This window comes from Blautia sp. St.27G3, assembly GCF_059728505.1.
This window is the reverse complement of the sequence record NZ_BAAGFO010000001.1, coordinates 361,871-379,520: the sequence shown is the minus strand read 5'-3', so window position 1 is coordinate 379,520 and position 17,650 is coordinate 361,871. Positions and strand designations below refer to the sequence as shown.

Annotated in this window: 14 protein-coding genes; 9 read left to right on the top strand and 5 right to left on the bottom strand. The window is 46.9% G+C overall.

Annotated elements, in window-relative coordinates; all coding sequences use genetic code 11:
• From AC6I2O_RS01640 to AC6I2O_RS01605, 8 genes are all read left to right on the top strand, one after another.
• On the top strand, window positions 1-687 hold the full coding sequence (locus AC6I2O_RS01640) for an ABC transporter ATP-binding protein (RefSeq protein WP_120393540.1): 687 nt from the start codon (window positions 1-3) through the stop codon (window positions 685-687).
• Entirely contained in the window at window positions 684-4,010 is a 3,327-nt protein-coding gene (locus tag AC6I2O_RS01635) for an efflux RND transporter periplasmic adaptor subunit (RefSeq protein WP_497741602.1), read from the top strand. The genes AC6I2O_RS01640 and AC6I2O_RS01635 overlap by 4 nt, the downstream gene beginning before the upstream one ends.
• A gap of 17 nt (window positions 4,011-4,027) precedes the next feature.
• Window positions 4,028-5,284 (top strand): ABC transporter permease, encoded by a 1,257-nt coding sequence (locus AC6I2O_RS01630; protein WP_120393538.1) that lies wholly within the window; start codon window positions 4,028-4,030, stop codon window positions 5,282-5,284.
• 294 nt (window positions 5,285-5,578) lie between these two features.
• Complete coding sequence (rpsB, locus tag AC6I2O_RS01625; protein WP_120393536.1) at window positions 5,579-6,319, top strand: 30S ribosomal protein S2; 741 nt, start codon at window positions 5,579-5,581, stop codon at window positions 6,317-6,319.
• A gap of 99 nt (window positions 6,320-6,418) precedes the next feature.
• Complete coding sequence (gene tsf, locus AC6I2O_RS01620; protein WP_497741601.1) at window positions 6,419-7,360, top strand: translation elongation factor Ts; 942 nt, start codon at window positions 6,419-6,421, stop codon at window positions 7,358-7,360.
• Window positions 7,361-7,647: 287 nt separating this feature from the next.
• On the top strand, window positions 7,648-8,235 hold the full coding sequence (locus tag AC6I2O_RS01615) for a helix-turn-helix transcriptional regulator (RefSeq protein ID WP_120393838.1): 588 nt from the start codon (window positions 7,648-7,650) through the stop codon (window positions 8,233-8,235).
• Window positions 8,225-8,953: a DUF6036 family nucleotidyltransferase gene (locus AC6I2O_RS01610; protein ID WP_120393837.1), complete on the top strand. Its 729-nt coding sequence runs from the start codon at window positions 8,225-8,227 to the stop codon at window positions 8,951-8,953. Before AC6I2O_RS01615 ends, AC6I2O_RS01610 begins: the two co-directional genes overlap by 11 nt.
• A gap of 24 nt (window positions 8,954-8,977) precedes the next feature.
• Window positions 8,978-9,775 (top strand): MBL fold metallo-hydrolase, encoded by a 798-nt coding sequence (locus tag AC6I2O_RS01605; protein WP_120393836.1) that lies wholly within the window; start codon window positions 8,978-8,980, stop codon window positions 9,773-9,775.
• Between the two features lie 19 nt (window positions 9,776-9,794).
• Here the strand turns inward: AC6I2O_RS01605 and AC6I2O_RS01600 are convergent, their stop codons facing one another.
• Both AC6I2O_RS01600 and AC6I2O_RS01595 read right to left on the bottom strand, forming a co-directional pair.
• Window positions 9,795-11,300 carry a recombinase family protein gene (locus tag AC6I2O_RS01600; protein WP_120393835.1) on the bottom strand — a complete coding sequence of 502 codons (1,506 nt, stop codon included), beginning with the start codon at window positions 11,298-11,300 and terminating at the stop codon, window positions 9,795-9,797.
• Window positions 11,301-12,108: 808 nt separating this feature from the next.
• Window positions 12,109-12,528 (bottom strand): RNA polymerase sigma factor, encoded by a 420-nt coding sequence (locus AC6I2O_RS01595; RefSeq protein WP_120393833.1) that lies wholly within the window; start codon window positions 12,526-12,528, stop codon window positions 12,109-12,111.
• A gap of 801 nt (window positions 12,529-13,329) precedes the next feature.
• Between AC6I2O_RS01595 and AC6I2O_RS01590 the strand changes: the two genes are divergently transcribed.
• Window positions 13,330-13,854 (top strand): VanZ family protein, encoded by a 525-nt coding sequence (locus tag AC6I2O_RS01590; RefSeq protein WP_120393832.1) that lies wholly within the window; start codon window positions 13,330-13,332, stop codon window positions 13,852-13,854.
• Window positions 13,855-13,955: 101 nt separating this feature from the next.
• Here AC6I2O_RS01590 and AC6I2O_RS01585 read toward each other — a convergent pair whose 3' ends face one another.
• The 3 genes from AC6I2O_RS01585 to AC6I2O_RS01575 form a co-directional block, all read right to left on the bottom strand.
• A complete protein-coding gene (locus AC6I2O_RS01585; RefSeq protein ID WP_497741600.1) occupies window positions 13,956-16,478 on the bottom strand; it encodes a M56 family metallopeptidase in 2,523 nt (840 codons plus the stop codon).
• Entirely contained in the window at window positions 16,475-16,858 is a 384-nt protein-coding gene (locus AC6I2O_RS01580; RefSeq protein WP_016317299.1) for a BlaI/MecI/CopY family transcriptional regulator, read from the bottom strand. The genes AC6I2O_RS01585 and AC6I2O_RS01580 overlap by 4 nt, the downstream gene beginning before the upstream one ends.
• Window positions 16,859-17,153: 295 nt before the next feature.
• On the bottom strand, window positions 17,154-17,537 hold the full coding sequence (locus tag AC6I2O_RS01575) for a plasmid mobilization protein (protein ID WP_497742486.1): 384 nt from the start codon (window positions 17,535-17,537) through the stop codon (window positions 17,154-17,156).
• Between the last annotated feature and the right edge of the window lie 113 nt (window positions 17,538-17,650).

Sequence of the window (17,650 nt, the reverse complement as noted above, 5' to 3'; positions counted from 1 at the left end):
GTGATCCTGAAATTAGATCATATATATAAAGATTATATTCAGGGAAAAATGACGGTCCCTGTGCTTAAAGATGTCAGCTTGCACGTGGAGCAGGGGGAATATGTTGCCATCATGGGGCCTTCCGGTTCGGGTAAATCGACACTGATGAATATTGTCGGCTGTCTTGACCGTCCGACTTCCGGTGAATATGAGCTGGCAGGGAAGAATATTCTCAAATTGAACGATAAGTTGCTGGCGGATGTCAGACTCAACAGTATCGGTTTTGTGTTTCAGAACTTTCAGCTTCTACCGCGCATGTCGGCGCTGGATAATGTGGCGCTTCCGCTGATTTACGCGGGAGTCCGCAAAAAGGTGCGCAGGGAGAAAGCAAGAGAGGCACTGATTCGTGTCGGACTGGAGGAGCGTGTGAGCTTTACACCGTCACAGCTGTCCGGAGGACAGAAGCAAAGAGTGGCAATCGCACGGGCAATGGTAAACCGGCCGGATATTCTACTTGCAGATGAGCCGACCGGAGCTTTGGATTCGAAGTCCAGCAAGCAGGTCATGGAGCTGTTTCAGAAGTTGAACGATGAAGGGGTAACAGTGATTATGATTACACATGACAGCGGCATTGCAGGACATGCGAAGCGTGTGGTTACGATATTCGACGGCGAGCTCTCAGAACAGAAAGGGGAGGTGGCTCAATGAAGATTAGAACGGCGATAATTAGCGTTGTGGTTTCAGCAGCGCTGGTAGCTGGTGCCGGATACGGAGCGTATCATGCAATGCAGGGAAATAAGACACCAGTGGAAGTGGTGCCTGTTTCAAATGTAAATACGGGATATTGGGGAGGCTCAGAATCTTTCTTTGGTAGTGTGACTTCCCAGGTGGCGCAGACGGTACAGCTGAATGAAGATTACAGTATTGCTGAAATTTTTGTAAAAGAAGGAGATGAGGTTACCGAGGGGACACCTCTTTTTTCTTATGATATGACGTTGCAGGAACTGGAGTATGAGATGGAGGAACTGACGCTCCAGACGCAGGGACTAACTTTGACAAAGCTTGAAAAGGACTTGGAAAAGCTGAAAGGAACCAGAGCAACGGCATCTTTGGAAAGCCAGAGACCGGTCATGACCGCATCTTCGGGTGAGGAGGAAGTGCTTGAGGAGACATCTGGAGACGTTTCAACGCCGGAACAAAACGCAGTATCAGACAGTCCGGGGGGAGCCGAAAGCCAGGTGATACCGGAAGATGATGCGCAGGGGATTGTGGATAGTGTAGAGCAAGACGTTCCAGGTACGCAGGGAGAACAGACAGAAGGTCCCGGGGCTTTGCCTGGCGGTACGACAGGCGGTCAAGGCAGCTCCGGTGGATTAAAAATTGAGGGTATGGAAGTGGTTGGATCTTCTGGAGAGAATGCGGAAGACCTGACTCTCGTAGACAGTGTGCTCAGTTATGAACGCCTTGTACTGGCGATTGATGCGCTGTTCCGGGCGTACGGAGACGAGCTTCGGGCAGAGGAGGTCGGAAGTGCGGTAGAAGAGGCAGTTGTTTACTACCGAAAGCATCTTGCGGAGGAGAAGATTACGCAGGAGCAGGATGCAGAAGGCAGGGATGTTGAGATTCGGACTTATGTTCTGAAGGAGCAGATCGGAAAGGTGCTGGGGGAAGAAGATTATCAGAAGCTACTGACGATCAGCAAAAAGTTGGATGAATATCAGATCAGATATGTAGATATGCTGATTTTTGAGACTTCAAGAATTGATCCCGCCGATACAGCCGGATTTTTGGAATCCATGAGTCAGATTCAGAAATCGTATGATCTTCTGACAACTGCTCAGCAAAAGGCAGTTCAGAATGTGGCAGTATGGCAGGAACTGAAAGAAAGAGAAGCAAATCTGCCGCAGGATGAGGCACAGTCTGGGGAAAATGCAGGACAGGAAGTACAAACCGAAGATGGTACTGAGTCTGAAACAGAACAGACAGATGCGGAACAAATAGATACAGAGCAAAAAGATACGGAGCAGACAAGTACAGAGCAGATCAGTACAGAACAGGGGACGGAAAACCAGGACGGAATTACTGACATACTGGAGACAGAAGCTCTGGACGAGACCGAAACACTTGTTACGGAAGCTCTCGAGGAAAATACATACGGGGCAGAGGTTCCGGAAGAAAAGGACAGCTATACGCTTACCATTTATGATCCGGCAAAAGGGCCGGAGCCTGAGGTTCTCGAATATGAAGAAGGAAGTCTGGTGGTTTCTCTCAAAGCAAAAGAGGATGATCCGACACGAACCTTTGTGAGATGGGAAGTAACAGATCCCGGTATGAATGAATTGCAGGGCTGGGAGCAGCCGGATTGGACAACGCCGGGGCCGACTTTTGCTATGCCGTCTGTAAATCTCACTGTCACAGCGATTTATATTGACAATATTGATCAGATTGATGTAAAAATCAATACGTTTCTGGCAATGTCGGACTATGTATTGCAGGAGGGGGCGGCTGAGGCCCTGGCGGCTCAGGGTAAGGACTATGCGACAGAGCTGGGTACTGCAGTAGCATTTTACCAGCAATGGCTGTGTTATAATCCCGTTGATATTGTAAATACGCCGTATGACGAGGCTGATATGAGCAAGTTTCAGATGCTGGAAAATGTGGAACAGTACCTGAATGAGAAATATCCGGAGGAGAATAAGGCGCAACAGCTGAAGGATTCTTACAAAGAGCTGAGTATTCGCTATGCGAGGGCACTGTTTGATAAATTAAATCCAAGCGATCTTGTGCGGGTGGATCTTGACGAGGCCACCAGAGTATACCGTGTCCTGGGTGAAGAGTGGCGGTTTGAGCTTGAGGCCAGATGGCAGGAAGAGCAGGCGCAGAAGGCAGAGACGGATGGAAGCCTTTATGAGACAGAGCCGAGCAGTGAGGATGACGAAGCGGATGGCGAGGAAGAAAGCGAAGATCCGGACCAGAATCTGGGGGGTATGACGCCTGCGACGCCGGCTAGTATCGGTGATCTGCTTGCAGTGTACCATGTATATATTTTGTTCCAGAATTACCAGAAAATGGACCCGGATGCAACGGAGGATAGCAAATTTACGGCACTTCAGGCAGTAGCGAGACAATATAACACGCTGACAGAAGAGCAGAAGCTGCTTGTCATGCAGCAGAATCCGGAGCTTGTAGCGACATTGCAGCAGTATGGTCTGTGGGAAGAGCCGGAGATTCCGGATCCGGACCCAGGCGATGACTGGGGCGGATTTGATGATTTTGGCGATGAAGGGTATACGGCCAGTGAGCTCAGAGAGATGATCGAGGAGAAGGAATACGAGATTAAAACGTGTAAGCTTGATATCAGAGAAACTGAGCTGAACTTGAAATCAAGGAAAAGAGTTTTGGATGGCAAAGTGGTCAAGAGTACTCTGGACGGAACTGTGGTAGGCATTGGTACGGTTGACGGGGAGTCAGATGACGACTATTTTGTCAAGGTAACGAACCAGACAGGACTGTATGCGAAAGGCTCTATGAATGAGTTGGCACTTGAAAAGATTCATGTGGGCGATACGATTTCCGGTATGATGACAAATACGGGCATCAGCTTTACAGCAGAAATTAAGGAAATTTCAAATTATCCAGATCCAAACGGTGGCAGCATGAGCTTTGGAACGGAAAATACAAATGCGTCCTACTATCCGTTTTTTGCCAAAATTGATGATGTGGAAGGGATTGAAGAAGGTGAAGCCGAAATTCAGCTTTCCGGAACACTCAGTACGAATTCAGATGGAATTTATTTGGAGAAATATTTTGTGCGGACGGAGAGTGACGGAAGATCCTATGTGTTTATGCAGGGACCGGACGGCAAGCTGAAAAAACAATATATTCAGACGGGCAAGACCATCTATTCTTATGCGATTGAGATCGTTTCCGGATTGGAGCTTACGGACAAGATTGCATTTCCTTATGGGAAAAGCGTCGTGGAGGGAGCTGATACAAAGGAAGTAGATGCATTGCAGGATGCCTATATGTAGATGCGGAGGTGTAAAATTTGCTTGAAAATGTAAGGCTGTCATTTCAGGGCATCTGGTCGCATAAAATGAGATCATTTCTGACGATGCTTGGTATTATTATTGGTATTGCCTCAATTATTTCGATTGTGTCCACGATCAAGGGAACGAATGAAGAAATCAAAAACAACCTCATTGGTTCCGGAAACAATACGGTGGAGGTTGTACTGTATCAGAACGGATATACGTACACGATTTATTCGGAAAGTGACATTCCGCACGGCATCCGGGAAGTTACGGATGAAGTCCGGGAGCAGATTCGTGATCTGGAGTCAGTGGAAAATGTGACGTGCTACAATGAAAGGCGGAATACGGACAGCATTTTTTATCTGAATAATGAGGTAAATGGCGTCTCAATCCGTGGAATTGATACGGACTATTTTTCTACAACAGGGTACACCGTGCACAGAGGAAGAAATTTTATTGAGGATGATTACAAAAAATTTCGAAAAGTGCTGATTCTTGACCAGACGGCTGCGGATACGATGTTCCAGAACGAGGATCCGATCGGAAAAACGATTGAGATCAGCAAGGTTCCGTTTACAATTATTGGCATTGTGGACGCAGTGAAAAAGTTTACTCCCACGATTTCCACAGTGCAGGATTACTACAGCTACATGAGCGAGGATTCCGGAACAATTTATATGCCGAAAGCTTCCTGGCCAATCGTGTACAGCTATGATGAGCCGGAAAATGTTATTGTGCGTGCGGCTAGTGTGGACGATATGGAAAATGCGGGACGACAGACAGCGGATATTCTGAACAAAACGATATCCCCGACTCAGACCGAGACAAAATACAAGGCAGACGATGTGCTGGAGCGTGCACAGAGACTTCAGGATTTAAGTTCTGCGACGAATAACCAGCTGATCTGGATTGCCAGTATTTCGCTTCTTGTCGGAGGAATCGGCGTTATGAATATCATGCTTGTGTCGGTCACGGAGCGTACGAGTGAGATTGGTTTGAAGAAAGCAATCGGGGCGCAGAAAGGTTCTATTTTAGGGCAGTTTCTGACAGAGGCAGCGGTACTTACGAGTATTGGAGGAATTATTGGCGTTGCTTCCGGTATCGGTATGGCGCAGATCATTAACAAGGTGTCCGGGGTAGCTGTATCCATCAGTGTTCCGGCTTCTGCAGTGGCAGTATTGTTTTCCATGTTGATCGGTATTATTTTTGGACTGCTTCCGTCTGTGAAGGCGGCGAACCTTGATCCGATCGAGGCATTGCGAAGAGAATAAGAAGCGACAGAAAAGTGTGTGGAAGCAGCAAAAAATATGCAGAATGTGGCAGAAATGCAGCAAAAATATGAAGAAAGGGCTTGCCTGAGGGTGAGCCCTTATGTTATAATACCGAAGTTGCCAAATTAAACACGCATGTGGATTCCGGAGACGGTGCCAGCACAGGCGGAACGTTTGACAGATCAGGCAGGGCCGGAACTGTCAGACAGACGGCGGCCGGGAGTTGTCCGGTAAGAGCGGGTCTCTTTGGAAGCGTGAGACATGCGGAAGAAAACAACCAAAAGGAGAAAAGACATGAGCGTAATTTCAATGAAACAGTTACTTGAGGCCGGTGTTCATTTCGGACATCAGACAAGAAGATGGAACCCGAAGATGGCTGAGTACATCTACACAGAGCGCAATGGCATCTACATCATTGACCTTCAGAAATCAGTAGGCAAAGTAGATGAAGCATGCAAGGCTGTTGCTGACATTGCAGCAGACGGCGGCAGCATTCTTTTCGTGGGTACCAAGAAGCAGGCTCAGGACGCAGTACAGACAGAAGCAGAAAGATGCGGTATGTACTATGTAAACGAGAGATGGCTCGGCGGTATGCTGACTAACTTCAAGACGATCCAGAGCAGAATCAAACGTCTGAAAGACATTGAGACCATGCAGGAAGACGGAACCTTCGACGTACTGCCGAAGAAGGAAGTCATCGCTCTGAAGAAAGAGATGGAGAAGCTGCAGAAGAACCTTGGCGGCATCAAGGAAATGAAGAGAATCCCGGACGCTATTTTTGTAGTTGACCCGAAGAAGGAAAGAATCTGTGTACAGGAGGCTCATAACCTCGGTATCACTCTGATCGGTATCTGTGATACAAACTGTGATCCGGAAGAACTGGATTATGTAATCCCGGGCAATGACGATGCAATCCGTGCTGTTAAGCTGATCGTTTCTAAGATGGCAGACGCAGTGATCGAGGCAAAGCAGGGCGCTGAGGAAGTTGTAGAAGAAGCTTACGAGGAAGCCCCGGTAGAACCGATTGCAGAATAATCCCACACCGATTAAGATAGCGCAGTCTGCAAATGCAGGATTGTGTGGACGCACAGTTTTCTGTGCGTAGAGGAATGACAGATTCAGGAGGAAAATAGAATGGCTATCACAGCAGGAATGGTAAAAGAGTTAAGAGAAATGACAGGCGCTGGTATGATGGATTGCAAGAAAGCACTGACAGCGACTGAAGGAGATATGGACAAGGCCGTTGAATGGCTCAGAGAGAAAGGTCTTGCTACCGCTCAGAAGAAAGCTGGAAGAATTGCAGCAGAAGGTCTTGCAATGGTTCAGGTATCAGCAGACGGCAAGAAGGCAGTTGCAGTAGAAGTAAACTCTGAGACAGACTTCGTGGCAAAGAACGAGAAGTTCCAGGCATACGTTGCACAGGTGGCTGAGCAGGCAATGGATACAACAGCAGCAGATATTGATGCGTTCCTTGCAGAGCCGTGGAAATTCGACACAACAAAGAGCGTGAACGAAGCGCTCGCAGGCCAGATCGCAGTAATCGGTGAGAACATGAAGATCCGCCGTTTCGCACAGGTATCAGAGGACGCGGGTTTCATCGCTTCCTACACACACATGGGCGGAAAGATCGGTGTTCTGGTAGATGTTGTGACTGACGTTGTAAACGATGCAGTAAAAGAGATGGCAAAGAACGTAGCTATGCAGGTAGCAGCTCTGAAGCCGCTGTACACAAGCGACAAGGAAGTAAGCCAGGAATACATCGCACATGAGAAGGAAATCCTCCTTGCTCAGATCATGAACGACCCGAAAGAGTCCCAGAAGCCGGAGAAGGTGATCCAGGGCATGATCCAGGGCCGTGTAAACAAAGAACTGAAAGAAATCTGTCTGCTTGACCAGGTATACGTAAAGGCAGAGGACGGAAAGCAGTCCGTTGCACAGTACGTAGCTCAGGTAGCAAAAGAGGCAGGTGCAAAGATTGAAATCAAAGGCTTCGTTCGTTTCGAGACAGGAGAAGGTCTTGAGAAGAAGGAAGAGGATTTTGCGGCTGAGGTTGCAAAGCAGATGGCTGGAAACTAGGTGAATCAAGTCCGTAGGACGCAGATGAACCGTATGTTGGAAGCTATGCAGCGTTGCTTGGTGAACCGAGCCTGAAAGGCGAAGGTGAGGTTAGCAACAGTCGCATGAATCAGTAGAAATTTGTCGAAAAGGCGAATAGAGATAAGAATGAGAACCCTTGTAGATGGTGTGTGAATGCCATTTGCAGGGGTTTTTGCTATTATACCTTAGAAATTTCATTTCTTGACACTATAACGATATACCGTTATAATCAATAGAAAAAGAATCCATGAAATGGAGAATAAGAAATGGAATTGATGAGTTTGTTAAAGGAAAAGCAGTTTTCTGTTTATCAGTGTGCGAAGGAAAGCCATGTACCATATACTACATTGTCAGATATTGTGAAAGGAAAAACCAGGATTGAAAAATGTACGGCAGAAACGATATATAAATTAGCGAGGACGCTTCATGTGACAATGGAAGAACTTTTGACAGAATGTTTTAAGGAAGATGAAAATGCTCCAAATTTAAGAGATTTTGAAATATATAAAAGTAATATTTGTCATTTAGTGAAAGATAAAGGGGATATAGACTTTATCATTGATATTTTAAAAGAAAATCAAATAAGGACTTATTGGGAACGGCAATGGTATCGGGAAAGTTTTTATCTTTTGGCTATGGTAGATTACTTAAGCAGGGAAAATGGACTTCCATTGTGCAATGATTATGAAGATATAAGGAATTGTACATTGCCGGAGCCGTTATATCCGTGGGATGTTGTTCTTGCTGCAAAATTGGATGATTCCCTTGATAGGAAAGAACAATGTTTAAAAGAAGCGATTCCTGAATTTTTGAGGTTTAATATTATAGAAAGCGAGATAAGGAATGTCTGTTGAGAAAGGTTTTACCAAAGAAAATTTAGATTATTATTTGAAGGAACTTGCAAAAGAGTTTCGGAAAAGAAATGGAAAAAATATGCCTGCTGAGATTGTGTTAGTTGGAGGCGCGGCAATCCTTGCCAATTATGGGTTCCGTGAAATGACCTATGATATTGACGCAGTCATAACAGCATCATCAGCCATGAAGGAAGCGGTGAACGCAGTAGGAGACCGTCTCAGTTTGCCAAATGGCTGGTTGAATACAGACTTTAAGAATACGAGTTCTTATAGTCCTAAATTGTCGCAATACTCTAAGTATTACCGTACCTATTCTAATGTGTTGAATATCAGGACAATTAGCGCGGAATATCTTGTTGCTATGAAATTAATGTCCGGGAGACGTTATAAGAAAGATTTGTCTGATATTATTGGTATTTTGGGTGAACAGGAAAGAATGGGAGAGCCTTTAAGCTATCAGCAGATTGATTGTGCAGTAAAAAATCTGTATGGCGGATGGGATCATATTTCTAAATATGCAATACAGGTTTTGAAAGTGGCTTTAGATTCAGAAAACCTAAAAGAATTATTTATGGAACAGAAACGTGAAGAGGCATTATCAAAACAGGCAGTGCTTCAAGTTCAAAAATATGAAGGGGAAAAAGTAAAGGAAAGTAATGTGGATGAGATTATTCAAAAAGCTATAAGGAAGAAAAGAGATGATAGGGATGCGAGATAGATTAAGAAAAATGAGAGGCATAGGATGAAAATCAATGATATTCATATAAAAATGTTTCGGGCAGGTTCAGGTGACTGCATATTGTTAGAATTTGAAAAGGCAGATTTTAGAATATTGATAGATGGTGGATTTGTAGAAACTTATCAACAAGAGCTTCGCCCTTATTTGCGGATGTTAAGTAAAAAAGGAAAACATATCAATTTATTAATCATATCCCATATTGATCAAGACCATATCAATGGGATAAAAGCATTGTTAAAAGAAAATGGAAATTCAAATTCACCTAAAATCGTACAAATAGATGAGATATGGTTTAATGGGTTTAGACATACTGAAGTGAAACGAGATAAAAAAGATATCTCTCATTATGAGGAAGCTGTTTTACGAACTTTGGCAAATAAAAATAGTTATTTGAAAAAGGCAGATGGATCCAGAGAAATTAGCTATATGCAGGGAAACAGCGTTGCAGAACTGCTTATTAAGAACAATTATCATTGGAATACGTCTGTAAAGGGCAGTTCAATTTCTACTGACACAATAAGGCATAAGGCATTTGGAAATATTACATTTCAAATATTAAATCCAACGCAAAAAATATTGAATGAACTAGCGGAAGATTGGCTGTGGATGTTGAAAACAAAATGCAAACAGGTAATAATATCAGACAATTCTTTGTTTGATGATGCGTTTGAGGGAGCCTATATTGGTGAGCATGAAGACTGGTTTGTGACAAAAAAGGATATTTCAAATGACAGAGAGAATAAGGAATATAATTGGAAATTGATAGCAACGCTTAACAAGGGCACACAGGCCATAGTATAAAGCGCAGAGAGAAAGATTTTCAAATTTTCCACTCAAAAGAAACGCGGTCGCTGGTGGCCTGGACCTGGGAGAGAATGATGTCCGTCACCCGCCGTCGGTCGTCAAAGTCAATCGTGTTCCAGTTCTCCAGATGGGCAGACAGAAACTCGATTTTCTGTGGAGAGATTGTTTCCGCGTTCAGTGCCGCGATTTCCTTTATCAGCCGTTGGCGGTTTGCGTCCAGTTCCTCGATTTTCCCATTGGCATAGGACAGCAGGACCGCATTGGCTCCGGTCAGGGTGTTCAGCAGCTTTTCAATCTCGTCCTCCACCTGGGCCAGCTCCACATTCAAGGCGGTCAGCTTGGGATTGACGGTCGTTGCTTTTGCGGTTAGGGTTTGAAATTCGGAGAGCTTCTTCACCATCTCCCCATAGACAAATTGTTCAAACTCCGCCGTCCGAAGCGTCCCGCAGCCCTCACAGCTTTTATTGTCCGCCCGCTTGGAGCACCGAAGATACTGCGTCCCTGCCGGGTTGCCCACGCTCATTAGGGCATACCCACAGCGCCCACATTTGATTTTTCCGGCCAGCCAGGTATTCCGGGCCTTACGCCCTCCCTGGAACGTGATATTTGCCAGTAGCTTCTTCCTGCACCGCAGCCAGGTATCGGCGGGGACAATGCCCTCACTGGGAGCCAGCACAAGGATCTGCCCCCGCAGGTCCTTGTTTTTTCGCTCCTGCACGTCCCGGCCCTGGTAGAGATAGCAGCCGTTTGTCCCGGCGAAGTCCGCCGCGTCGTTGACTACCACCGCCCCCTGCCCCTTGAAAAACTCGTACAGCTCCAGGTCGGCCTGGGCATAGATCGGATTGCGGAGCAGTTGAGAGATAAAGCCCCGTTTCAATTCCTTGCCGTAAATCAGGATATTGTTTTCAGCAAAGTACCGGGCAATATCTCCGAACGACGTGGACGGCTCGGCGTACATCTCAAACATCAACCGGGCAATATTCGCCGTGGTGGGGTCCGGGATCATCATTTTCGTGCGGATGCCTTGGAGGATGGTTGGCTCCAGCTTGAAACCGTAGGGGGCCGCGCCGCTCATGTGGAAGCCCCGTTGACACCGGGAGTAGTAGGCGTCGGTCACGCGCTTTTGTATCGTCTCGCGCTCTAACTGAGCGAACACGATACAGATATTCAGCATGGCCCGGCCCATTGGCGTGGAGGTGTCAAACTTTTCTGTAGAGGAAACAAACTCCACATTGTATTGCTGGAACAGCTCCATCATGGTTGCGAAGTCCAGAATGGAACGGCTGATACGGTCCAGCTTGTAAACCACCACCCGGCGAATTAAGCCCTGTCGAATGTCGGCTAAAAGCTCCTGGAATTTTGGCCTGTCCGTATTCTTCCCGGAATAGCCCTTATCTTGATAATCCTTGTGGTTCCCACCCCTTAACTCGTACTTGCAAAACTCGATTTGACTTTCAATACTGATACTGTCCTTGCGGTCCACAGACTGTCTGGCGTAGATAGCGTCGATACGGTTTTCCATGATAGCTCCTTTCCTGTCGGGAAATGGAGCTGTCAACCTTTACAAGTATATTATACCAAAGACAGCCCCAGGGCACAAGGATGTGGGGAAACGCAGAAAGGCGGCGCAGAAGCGCCGCCCCAGACTGTCGATAAAGTGATTTTCGCAAAGAAAACCACATCAAAAATGTTTCAAATGCAGTTACTCTGCTAAATGAAGGATTTTGGCCTTCAATGTCCTTATTTCAAATCCGCATTGAAGAAATTTCACTTATTTCCCGATTATATATAATGTTTTTTTGCAGTCGATTTTTAGAATTTCTTTCGAAAACCGCAACTTTTTTGCTCTGTTCAACTGTTGAAAATGGACTTTTTCTACAAGCTGAGGCGGCGCAGAAGCGCCGCCCTTCAACCTTGCCCCACTTCTGGTCACGGTGGCCAGAAGTCCAGCGAGGATAAATCCATTTCGATCTATGATTGCGCCGAATTTGCCACGCGCCCCGGCACAGGGGAGCATCCCAGGCCGCCGGCGGCTCCGGCTGTCATAACTCCGCAGGATTGCGAAGCTCCCCCGCAAGTCTATGGGAGGGCGTGAGCAAGTTTCATTATCCCCTGCGCTGTCGTCGCGCCCGGCTTGCCAGAGCCAGGTCAAAGGTTCGCGCTGATCGCTCGGCCCGCTTCTCTCACCTCCTTGAGCGGGCTGTCCTGGCGGCGCGCCTTTTGTCGCTGTTCACGCAGGTTTTGTGCCTGGAATACTGTGTATTCAGTTGTTCTTAGTGTATAAGCCCTCCTTACCTATCAGGCGGGTTTTGGCCGATTTCGGGTACACCTCAATGAAAATTTTTCAAAATTTCTGAAAGATTTTTTAAGCCCCGGCGAATACTGTCGCAAATGGAGCTTTCCACCACATTTTCAGCACGGGCAATTTCAGATTTCTTCTTGCCCAGAATGTAGTGGGCATATACTCTCCGGGCCTGAATGGGCGGGAGCTGGTCAAGAGCGGCGTAGAGGGCGGAGCGGTTTTCCTCGTCCAGAATAATCTCCTCCGGGGTCAGGGGCGGGAACATCACATCCGGCTCAAAGCCGGGGTCAACATCCAGGGAGCACTCGTTATGCTCCCGCTTGCGGCGCTTGTAGCTGTCACACTGACGGCCTCCGGTAGAGAGAACGACGGCGATCTCGTCAGATACTTCCAGGGTGATACACTCGGTCAGGTGGGGATAGTAACGGTTCAATTTGATGGTTGTCATATGTAACCTCCATTTCGATATTGGTGGAAAGGGACAGATCGAAATGGAGGGGGCGGGGAGCGGCAGCGGGCCTCTGGACACCGTGTCCAGAAGCTCCGCCTGGATAGAAAAACGCCCGCACAGCGCAAGGCTACACGGACGTACCAGGGCGACAGGATATTACATTTTTCGCAGTTGCGGCCAGGGCTTCCCTTTAGAAGGGGAGGGCTTTTTTTGACAGCAAACTATAAGAAAAGGACATAACGATACCTCCAGGATACCGCCGTGTCCTTAAAAATGGGCGACTTTAACACACCCTCCGTTTTCCGTTTTTTCAAAAGAAAGCGGCGGCTTGAAATTTACTATTTCAAAACCGCCGCATGGCTACTTGTATTTTGTTCGGGCGCACAGATACCAGCCGCCGAAACAACGGTTTTTTTATTATGCCGTTGTTCTGAGATGTAATGTATAAAGGGTGGTTTCACCAGACCACCACATTACATTGACTGGCGGCTCATTTGTGGCAAAATGACACAGGCTGGAGGGGCGGTCCACCGGGCGTCCCTTCCCTGCCCAGTATGGACAGGCCAGCAGACGCCACCAGCGGCTTGTGCATCGGACGCAGGCGCGCCGGTCACCGGGGGCTTGGGGGCCGTCGGCCACCAACAAGCGGCACCGGGTATATACCGGTGCATTGCTTGCTACTACTGTCAACGCCTATAAAAGAGGGTTGCAAGCTGTCTGCGATGATGGTATACTTTGCTCATGCCAATTCGACAAACAAAAATTCGGATAGTGTTGTAAGTGGAAAGAAGTGCCGCAATGAAATACTTGATAAAATATATCATAGATTTTACAGCGTTGATGCTCCTGTATGCTTTCGCCTTTTTTAGGAAGTGGAGGCCCCAGGGCAAAGATGTCCTACTTGTCAACACGCTCATGTACGCCTATCTCTCGTTAGTACTCTTTTTTACCATGATGCCGGTGATCGCATCCATCCCATTTATGCTGGATCATCCCTATACGCCTATGAATCTGGTGCCGTTTATTGACGTTTCTTTGGGAAGAGGGGATTTTTTCAGGCAAGTGGTCTTGAATGTTATCATGACACTCCCCTTCGGCTTTCTATTTCCTCTGACCCGGGACAAAAGAGCCAATCTTGGCGTGACAGTGTTTTTCTGCTTCTTGATGAGCTTGGGTATCGAACTCTTACAGCCGTTCTTCGACCGCACCTCGGACATCACAGACCTGATTACAAATTTGATCGGCGTAGTGCTGGGCTATGGCCTTTATGCTATTTTTAAGCCGATCACTTTCTGGGTCTTGGAACGCTTGAAAACAAGATAACGGACTGTTTTTCAGTAAATTTCCATTTATCAGGGGGATTTCATCTTTTGGGTGAAATCCCCCTTGACAAATGTTCTCTTGGCAGAGGTGTTGAATTATTATCAGAATGCGTCTGCTGACACAATCGAAACGCTGCCCCTTACAGTTCCCAAAGTACCGTCCGGGGCTTGGAGGTACAGCTTATAGGTTCCGGGCTTCGTTGCTGGAGGCCCAACGGTAAAATCCGCAATACATTCCAGCGGTTCGCCCGGCTGACGCAGGTTATTCACTGACCAATAGGCCACATCTTCCTGATTGTCCTTTGCAAAAAAGACCTTCATTCTATTCCCTATTTTCGCTGAAATGTCGTATAAAATTTCATCTCCGTCGGACAATGTGTATTCTCCCAGGAAGATAGTTTCTCCCGCCGCTACGGTTTTGAAATCAACGGGGATTATTTCCACGCCAGTTTTATCATCCGAATCGTCCATATCCCCCAACAGCTCAATCACTTCCGCTTCGGTCATATAGGCGACGCCTGTGATTTTGTTTTCTGTATCACGGACTATTTTAATATTGACAGTTCCTTTTGGGTTCATATTCAGCGTGTAAACGGATTTGTTGGGCCGGATGTCTAAAAAGATGTTGACAAGCTGGCCCTGGTAATAATAGTCTTTGCCGTCCATTGTAACGCCCACAGTCTGGTATTCCGCCGCCTGTGCTTCGGCCCATTCTTTCTCCTGTTTTTCTTCCAGCTCGTCAAATTCTTCGCCTCGGTTCAGTTTATCAAAGAGCATAGATTGAAATGCCCAGTTTCCATCTTCCAAAGCCCTGCCCAACCAAAGTTCCAGTTCCGCTTCGTCCATACAGTCCGTTAAAGTGGAGAAAAACGCCATTTCTTCATCGGTATATGCCTTTTCTGCAAAGTCGGCAAGCAGAGAAGAATTTGAGTCAAGTCCGCGCACAGCAACAGAGAAGAAAGCGAAATCGCTCTCGGCATAGAGCTTTTCAAGCCATGTCCTTTGAGCATTTTCGTCCAGCCGGGAGAAAGTGATTTCAAACAGAGGCAAACTGTCGGCTTTATAATACCGCTCTATCTCTGAAGAATTATCCTTAATGCTCACGGCTGCTTCTTTGGGATAGACAAAATTATCATAGGAACGGCTCCCTTGTCCAATCGCAAGGACTGCTCCAACCGACTTATTAGCGGCATTTTTTCCCGCACTCGCGATGTCATAGTCCCGCAGAGTAATGTTGTAAATATGTGCTTTTTTCGCAACCCCAAACAGTCCTATAATCTCTGCGTCCGGGTCGGTCATGGTGAGGCCCGTAATCTCAAAGCCATTGCCGTTATAGGTTCCTGTAAAAGGGTCATCCCATGTTCCGATGGGAACCCAGTCACCTGCGGACAAGGAAATATCCGCTTGCTGCATATAGTTCAGGTTCATGCCATACTTGCCTGTGCCAATCGCTCTGAGCTGGGCTTCATTATAAACTAAATAATATGATGTTCCCTTAAAATCCAATGTTTCCATTTCTAACGAATTGTCTGCATGTATCGAATTTGGCACATCTGCGGCAGCGGCAGTAGAATAAATCCCAACGAAAGCGGCACTGAAAATAATACACAACGTCAGCATACCAGTCAAAAGCCGAATTGCTTTTGATGTTTTCTTAAAACTCATTATTGCTCCTATCCTTTCTTTTAACAGTTGTTTATTTTCGCTTAAAGTAACAGCGCCGAGATTTTCTTTGTATCTCCCAACTGCGGCCATCGCGTCAAGCAAGGTTTTCCCGTAGTCCTGCGCGTTGCCGCTCCCCATTTTGGCAAGGACGGCTTCATCGCAGGAAAATTCACAAGCCTTGGTAATTTCCCGGCTCATAAGATATACAAGCGGGTTAAACCAATGCAGGCAGACCGTAACCTGTACCAGCCACTTATAGAACATATCCCGCCGTTTGTAATGCGTCAGCTCATGCAGGATGATATAGCGAAAATCTTTTTCAGGAATATCTGCGCTGGGCAGTACGATACACGGACGGAAAAAGCCAATCAGCAGAGGGGAAGAAACCAACGGGTTGACGCATAATTCAATGGGCTTTTTGATGCCCGACTGCTCCGCGACAATAGAAAGTCCGTCTAACCGCTCAATGTCAGAAACCGGGGTCAATCCAGCACGGATATACCGCATAAAGCCCTGATAGATTGTTATTTTTCGTATCAGCAAGCCCAGCGCGGCCACCAGCCACACCAGCCAGATCTGATTGATTAACAACACTCCAATATCTTGAAGTGGGTGGGCAGTTGTTACATCATCTGTCGGACTACTTACCGTTTCATTGTGATGTTCCGTCCCAATAGCGGGAGCAAGATTGCTTCCCGGAACGTTTAGTGGGGGCTGTTGCTGCGGCGGTAAAGGAGCGGTCTGGGATATTGCCTGATCGACAGCCTGATATGCCTTCCCCATCAGGCTTACTTCCGTCCCGAACGGGAGCAGCAGCCGCAAAACAACAACCAGCCAAATGTAATACTGCCATTGCCGGCTGATTTTGTTTTGCAAACACTGTTTTCCCAAAAGTAAAGCCAGAATAAGTAAACTGCCGGAAAAAGACATGGACAGGAAAATCTTCAAAACTGTGTTCATTGCTGCCCTTTTCCTTTCTCCAGCAGCCGTTTCAATTCCTCATATTCCTCGTCTGCCAGCAAATCGCCCATAATCAGATTGGAAACCAGACCTTTTGCGCTACCCTCATAAATCTTGTCCAGGAAATTTTTTGTCTGCGCCGTCTGGTACTCCGCTTCCGAAACAAGCGTGGTATATTCATTGCGGCGTCCGATTTTCTTTGCACTCAAAAAGCCTTTGTTCATCAGCCGCGATAGGAGTACAATCAGGGTGTTCTTTTGACACGGCTTGCCTCTTGCTGCCAGCCCGTCCATGATATAAGGAAACAGTGTCACATCCTCTGGGTTTCCCCATACGATTTTCATAATTTCAAGTTCGGCGTCGGAAATTTGCTGTACCACGTTTTTATCCTCCTTAATGTATAACATCGTGTTGATGTTTAAAATATAACACGATGTCGTCCTTCTGTCAAGTCCATAATTTTACAAAAGAGATTAGGAATACGCAGTCTCCACTATTACGCAATTCTGGGGGAGCGCACAAACGGCAAGCAGGGCAAGTGTATAACACTTGCAATTTTTGCTTCGTAAAAATGCTTGTTGGGGTGCCCCCAAACCCGCCGGAAGCCTCTGGACACGGTGTCCAGAGGCTTCCATGTCTGCGGCCCCGTCGCTGACGCTCATGGGCCTTATGCGCTTACAGCGCCACCACCTCCGAAAGTTTCTTCAGCAGTTCAGAGAGTGGCCTCCATAAATCCTCATAATCTTTTTGCAGAGCTTTGATTTCTTCGGGGTAAACTCCGCCACAGGTATTCACCCTGACGGCAATTTGATTGAGATTATTTGCACACCGCCTTTGCAGAGAAACGATCTCTTTGACTGGCGCAAGATCAACATGGAGCACATAGCCGTTGAGAGCCATTTTTCTCATATATGCTGAAAGATTGCGAATACCCACGTCTGCCATGCGCTCCCGGATTTTTGCCTGTTCATCCGGTGACAGCCAGACACAGACGGACGTACTCCGAATACGCTTTTTCCCAGCGACCAGCGTTGACTGGGTTTCAGGGCTGCAAGGCATTGAATTTTGACCGTTCATAGATACCTCCCACAAATTCAGATGTTGACAATATTTCGATAACTCGGGCCTGGGGAATGATACTATACCCCCCCGCAAAACGGGACTGGAAACCC

Excerpts from the sequence above, each read along its gene's own strand:
- rpsB (WP_120393536.1), top strand. The coding sequence starts at position 5,579 with ATGAGCGTAATTTCAATGAAACAGTTACTTGAGGCCGGTGTTCATTTC.
- AC6I2O_RS01590 (WP_120393832.1), top strand. The coding sequence starts at position 13,330 with ATGAAATACTTGATAAAATATATCATAGATTTTACAGCGTTGATGCTC.
- AC6I2O_RS01600 (WP_120393835.1), bottom strand. The coding sequence starts at position 11,300 with ATGGAAAACCGTATCGACGCTATCTACGCCAGACAGTCTGTGGACCGC.
- AC6I2O_RS01575 (WP_497742486.1), bottom strand. The coding sequence starts at position 17,537 with ATGCCTTGCAGCCCTGAAACCCAGTCAACGCTGGTCGCTGGGAAAAAG.
- AC6I2O_RS01615 (WP_120393838.1), top strand. The coding sequence starts at position 7,648 with ATGGAATTGATGAGTTTGTTAAAGGAAAAGCAGTTTTCTGTTTATCAG.
- AC6I2O_RS01610 (WP_120393837.1), top strand. The coding sequence starts at position 8,225 with ATGTCTGTTGAGAAAGGTTTTACCAAAGAAAATTTAGATTATTATTTG.
- tsf (WP_497741601.1), top strand. The coding sequence starts at position 6,419 with ATGGCTATCACAGCAGGAATGGTAAAAGAGTTAAGAGAAATGACAGGC.
- AC6I2O_RS01595 (WP_120393833.1), bottom strand. The coding sequence starts at position 12,528 with ATGACAACCATCAAATTGAACCGTTACTATCCCCACCTGACCGAGTGT.
- AC6I2O_RS01585 (WP_497741600.1), bottom strand. The coding sequence starts at position 16,478 with ATGAACACAGTTTTGAAGATTTTCCTGTCCATGTCTTTTTCCGGCAGT.
- AC6I2O_RS01605 (WP_120393836.1), top strand. The coding sequence starts at position 8,978 with ATGAAAATCAATGATATTCATATAAAAATGTTTCGGGCAGGTTCAGGT.
- AC6I2O_RS01635 (WP_497741602.1), top strand. The coding sequence starts at position 684 with ATGAAGATTAGAACGGCGATAATTAGCGTTGTGGTTTCAGCAGCGCTG.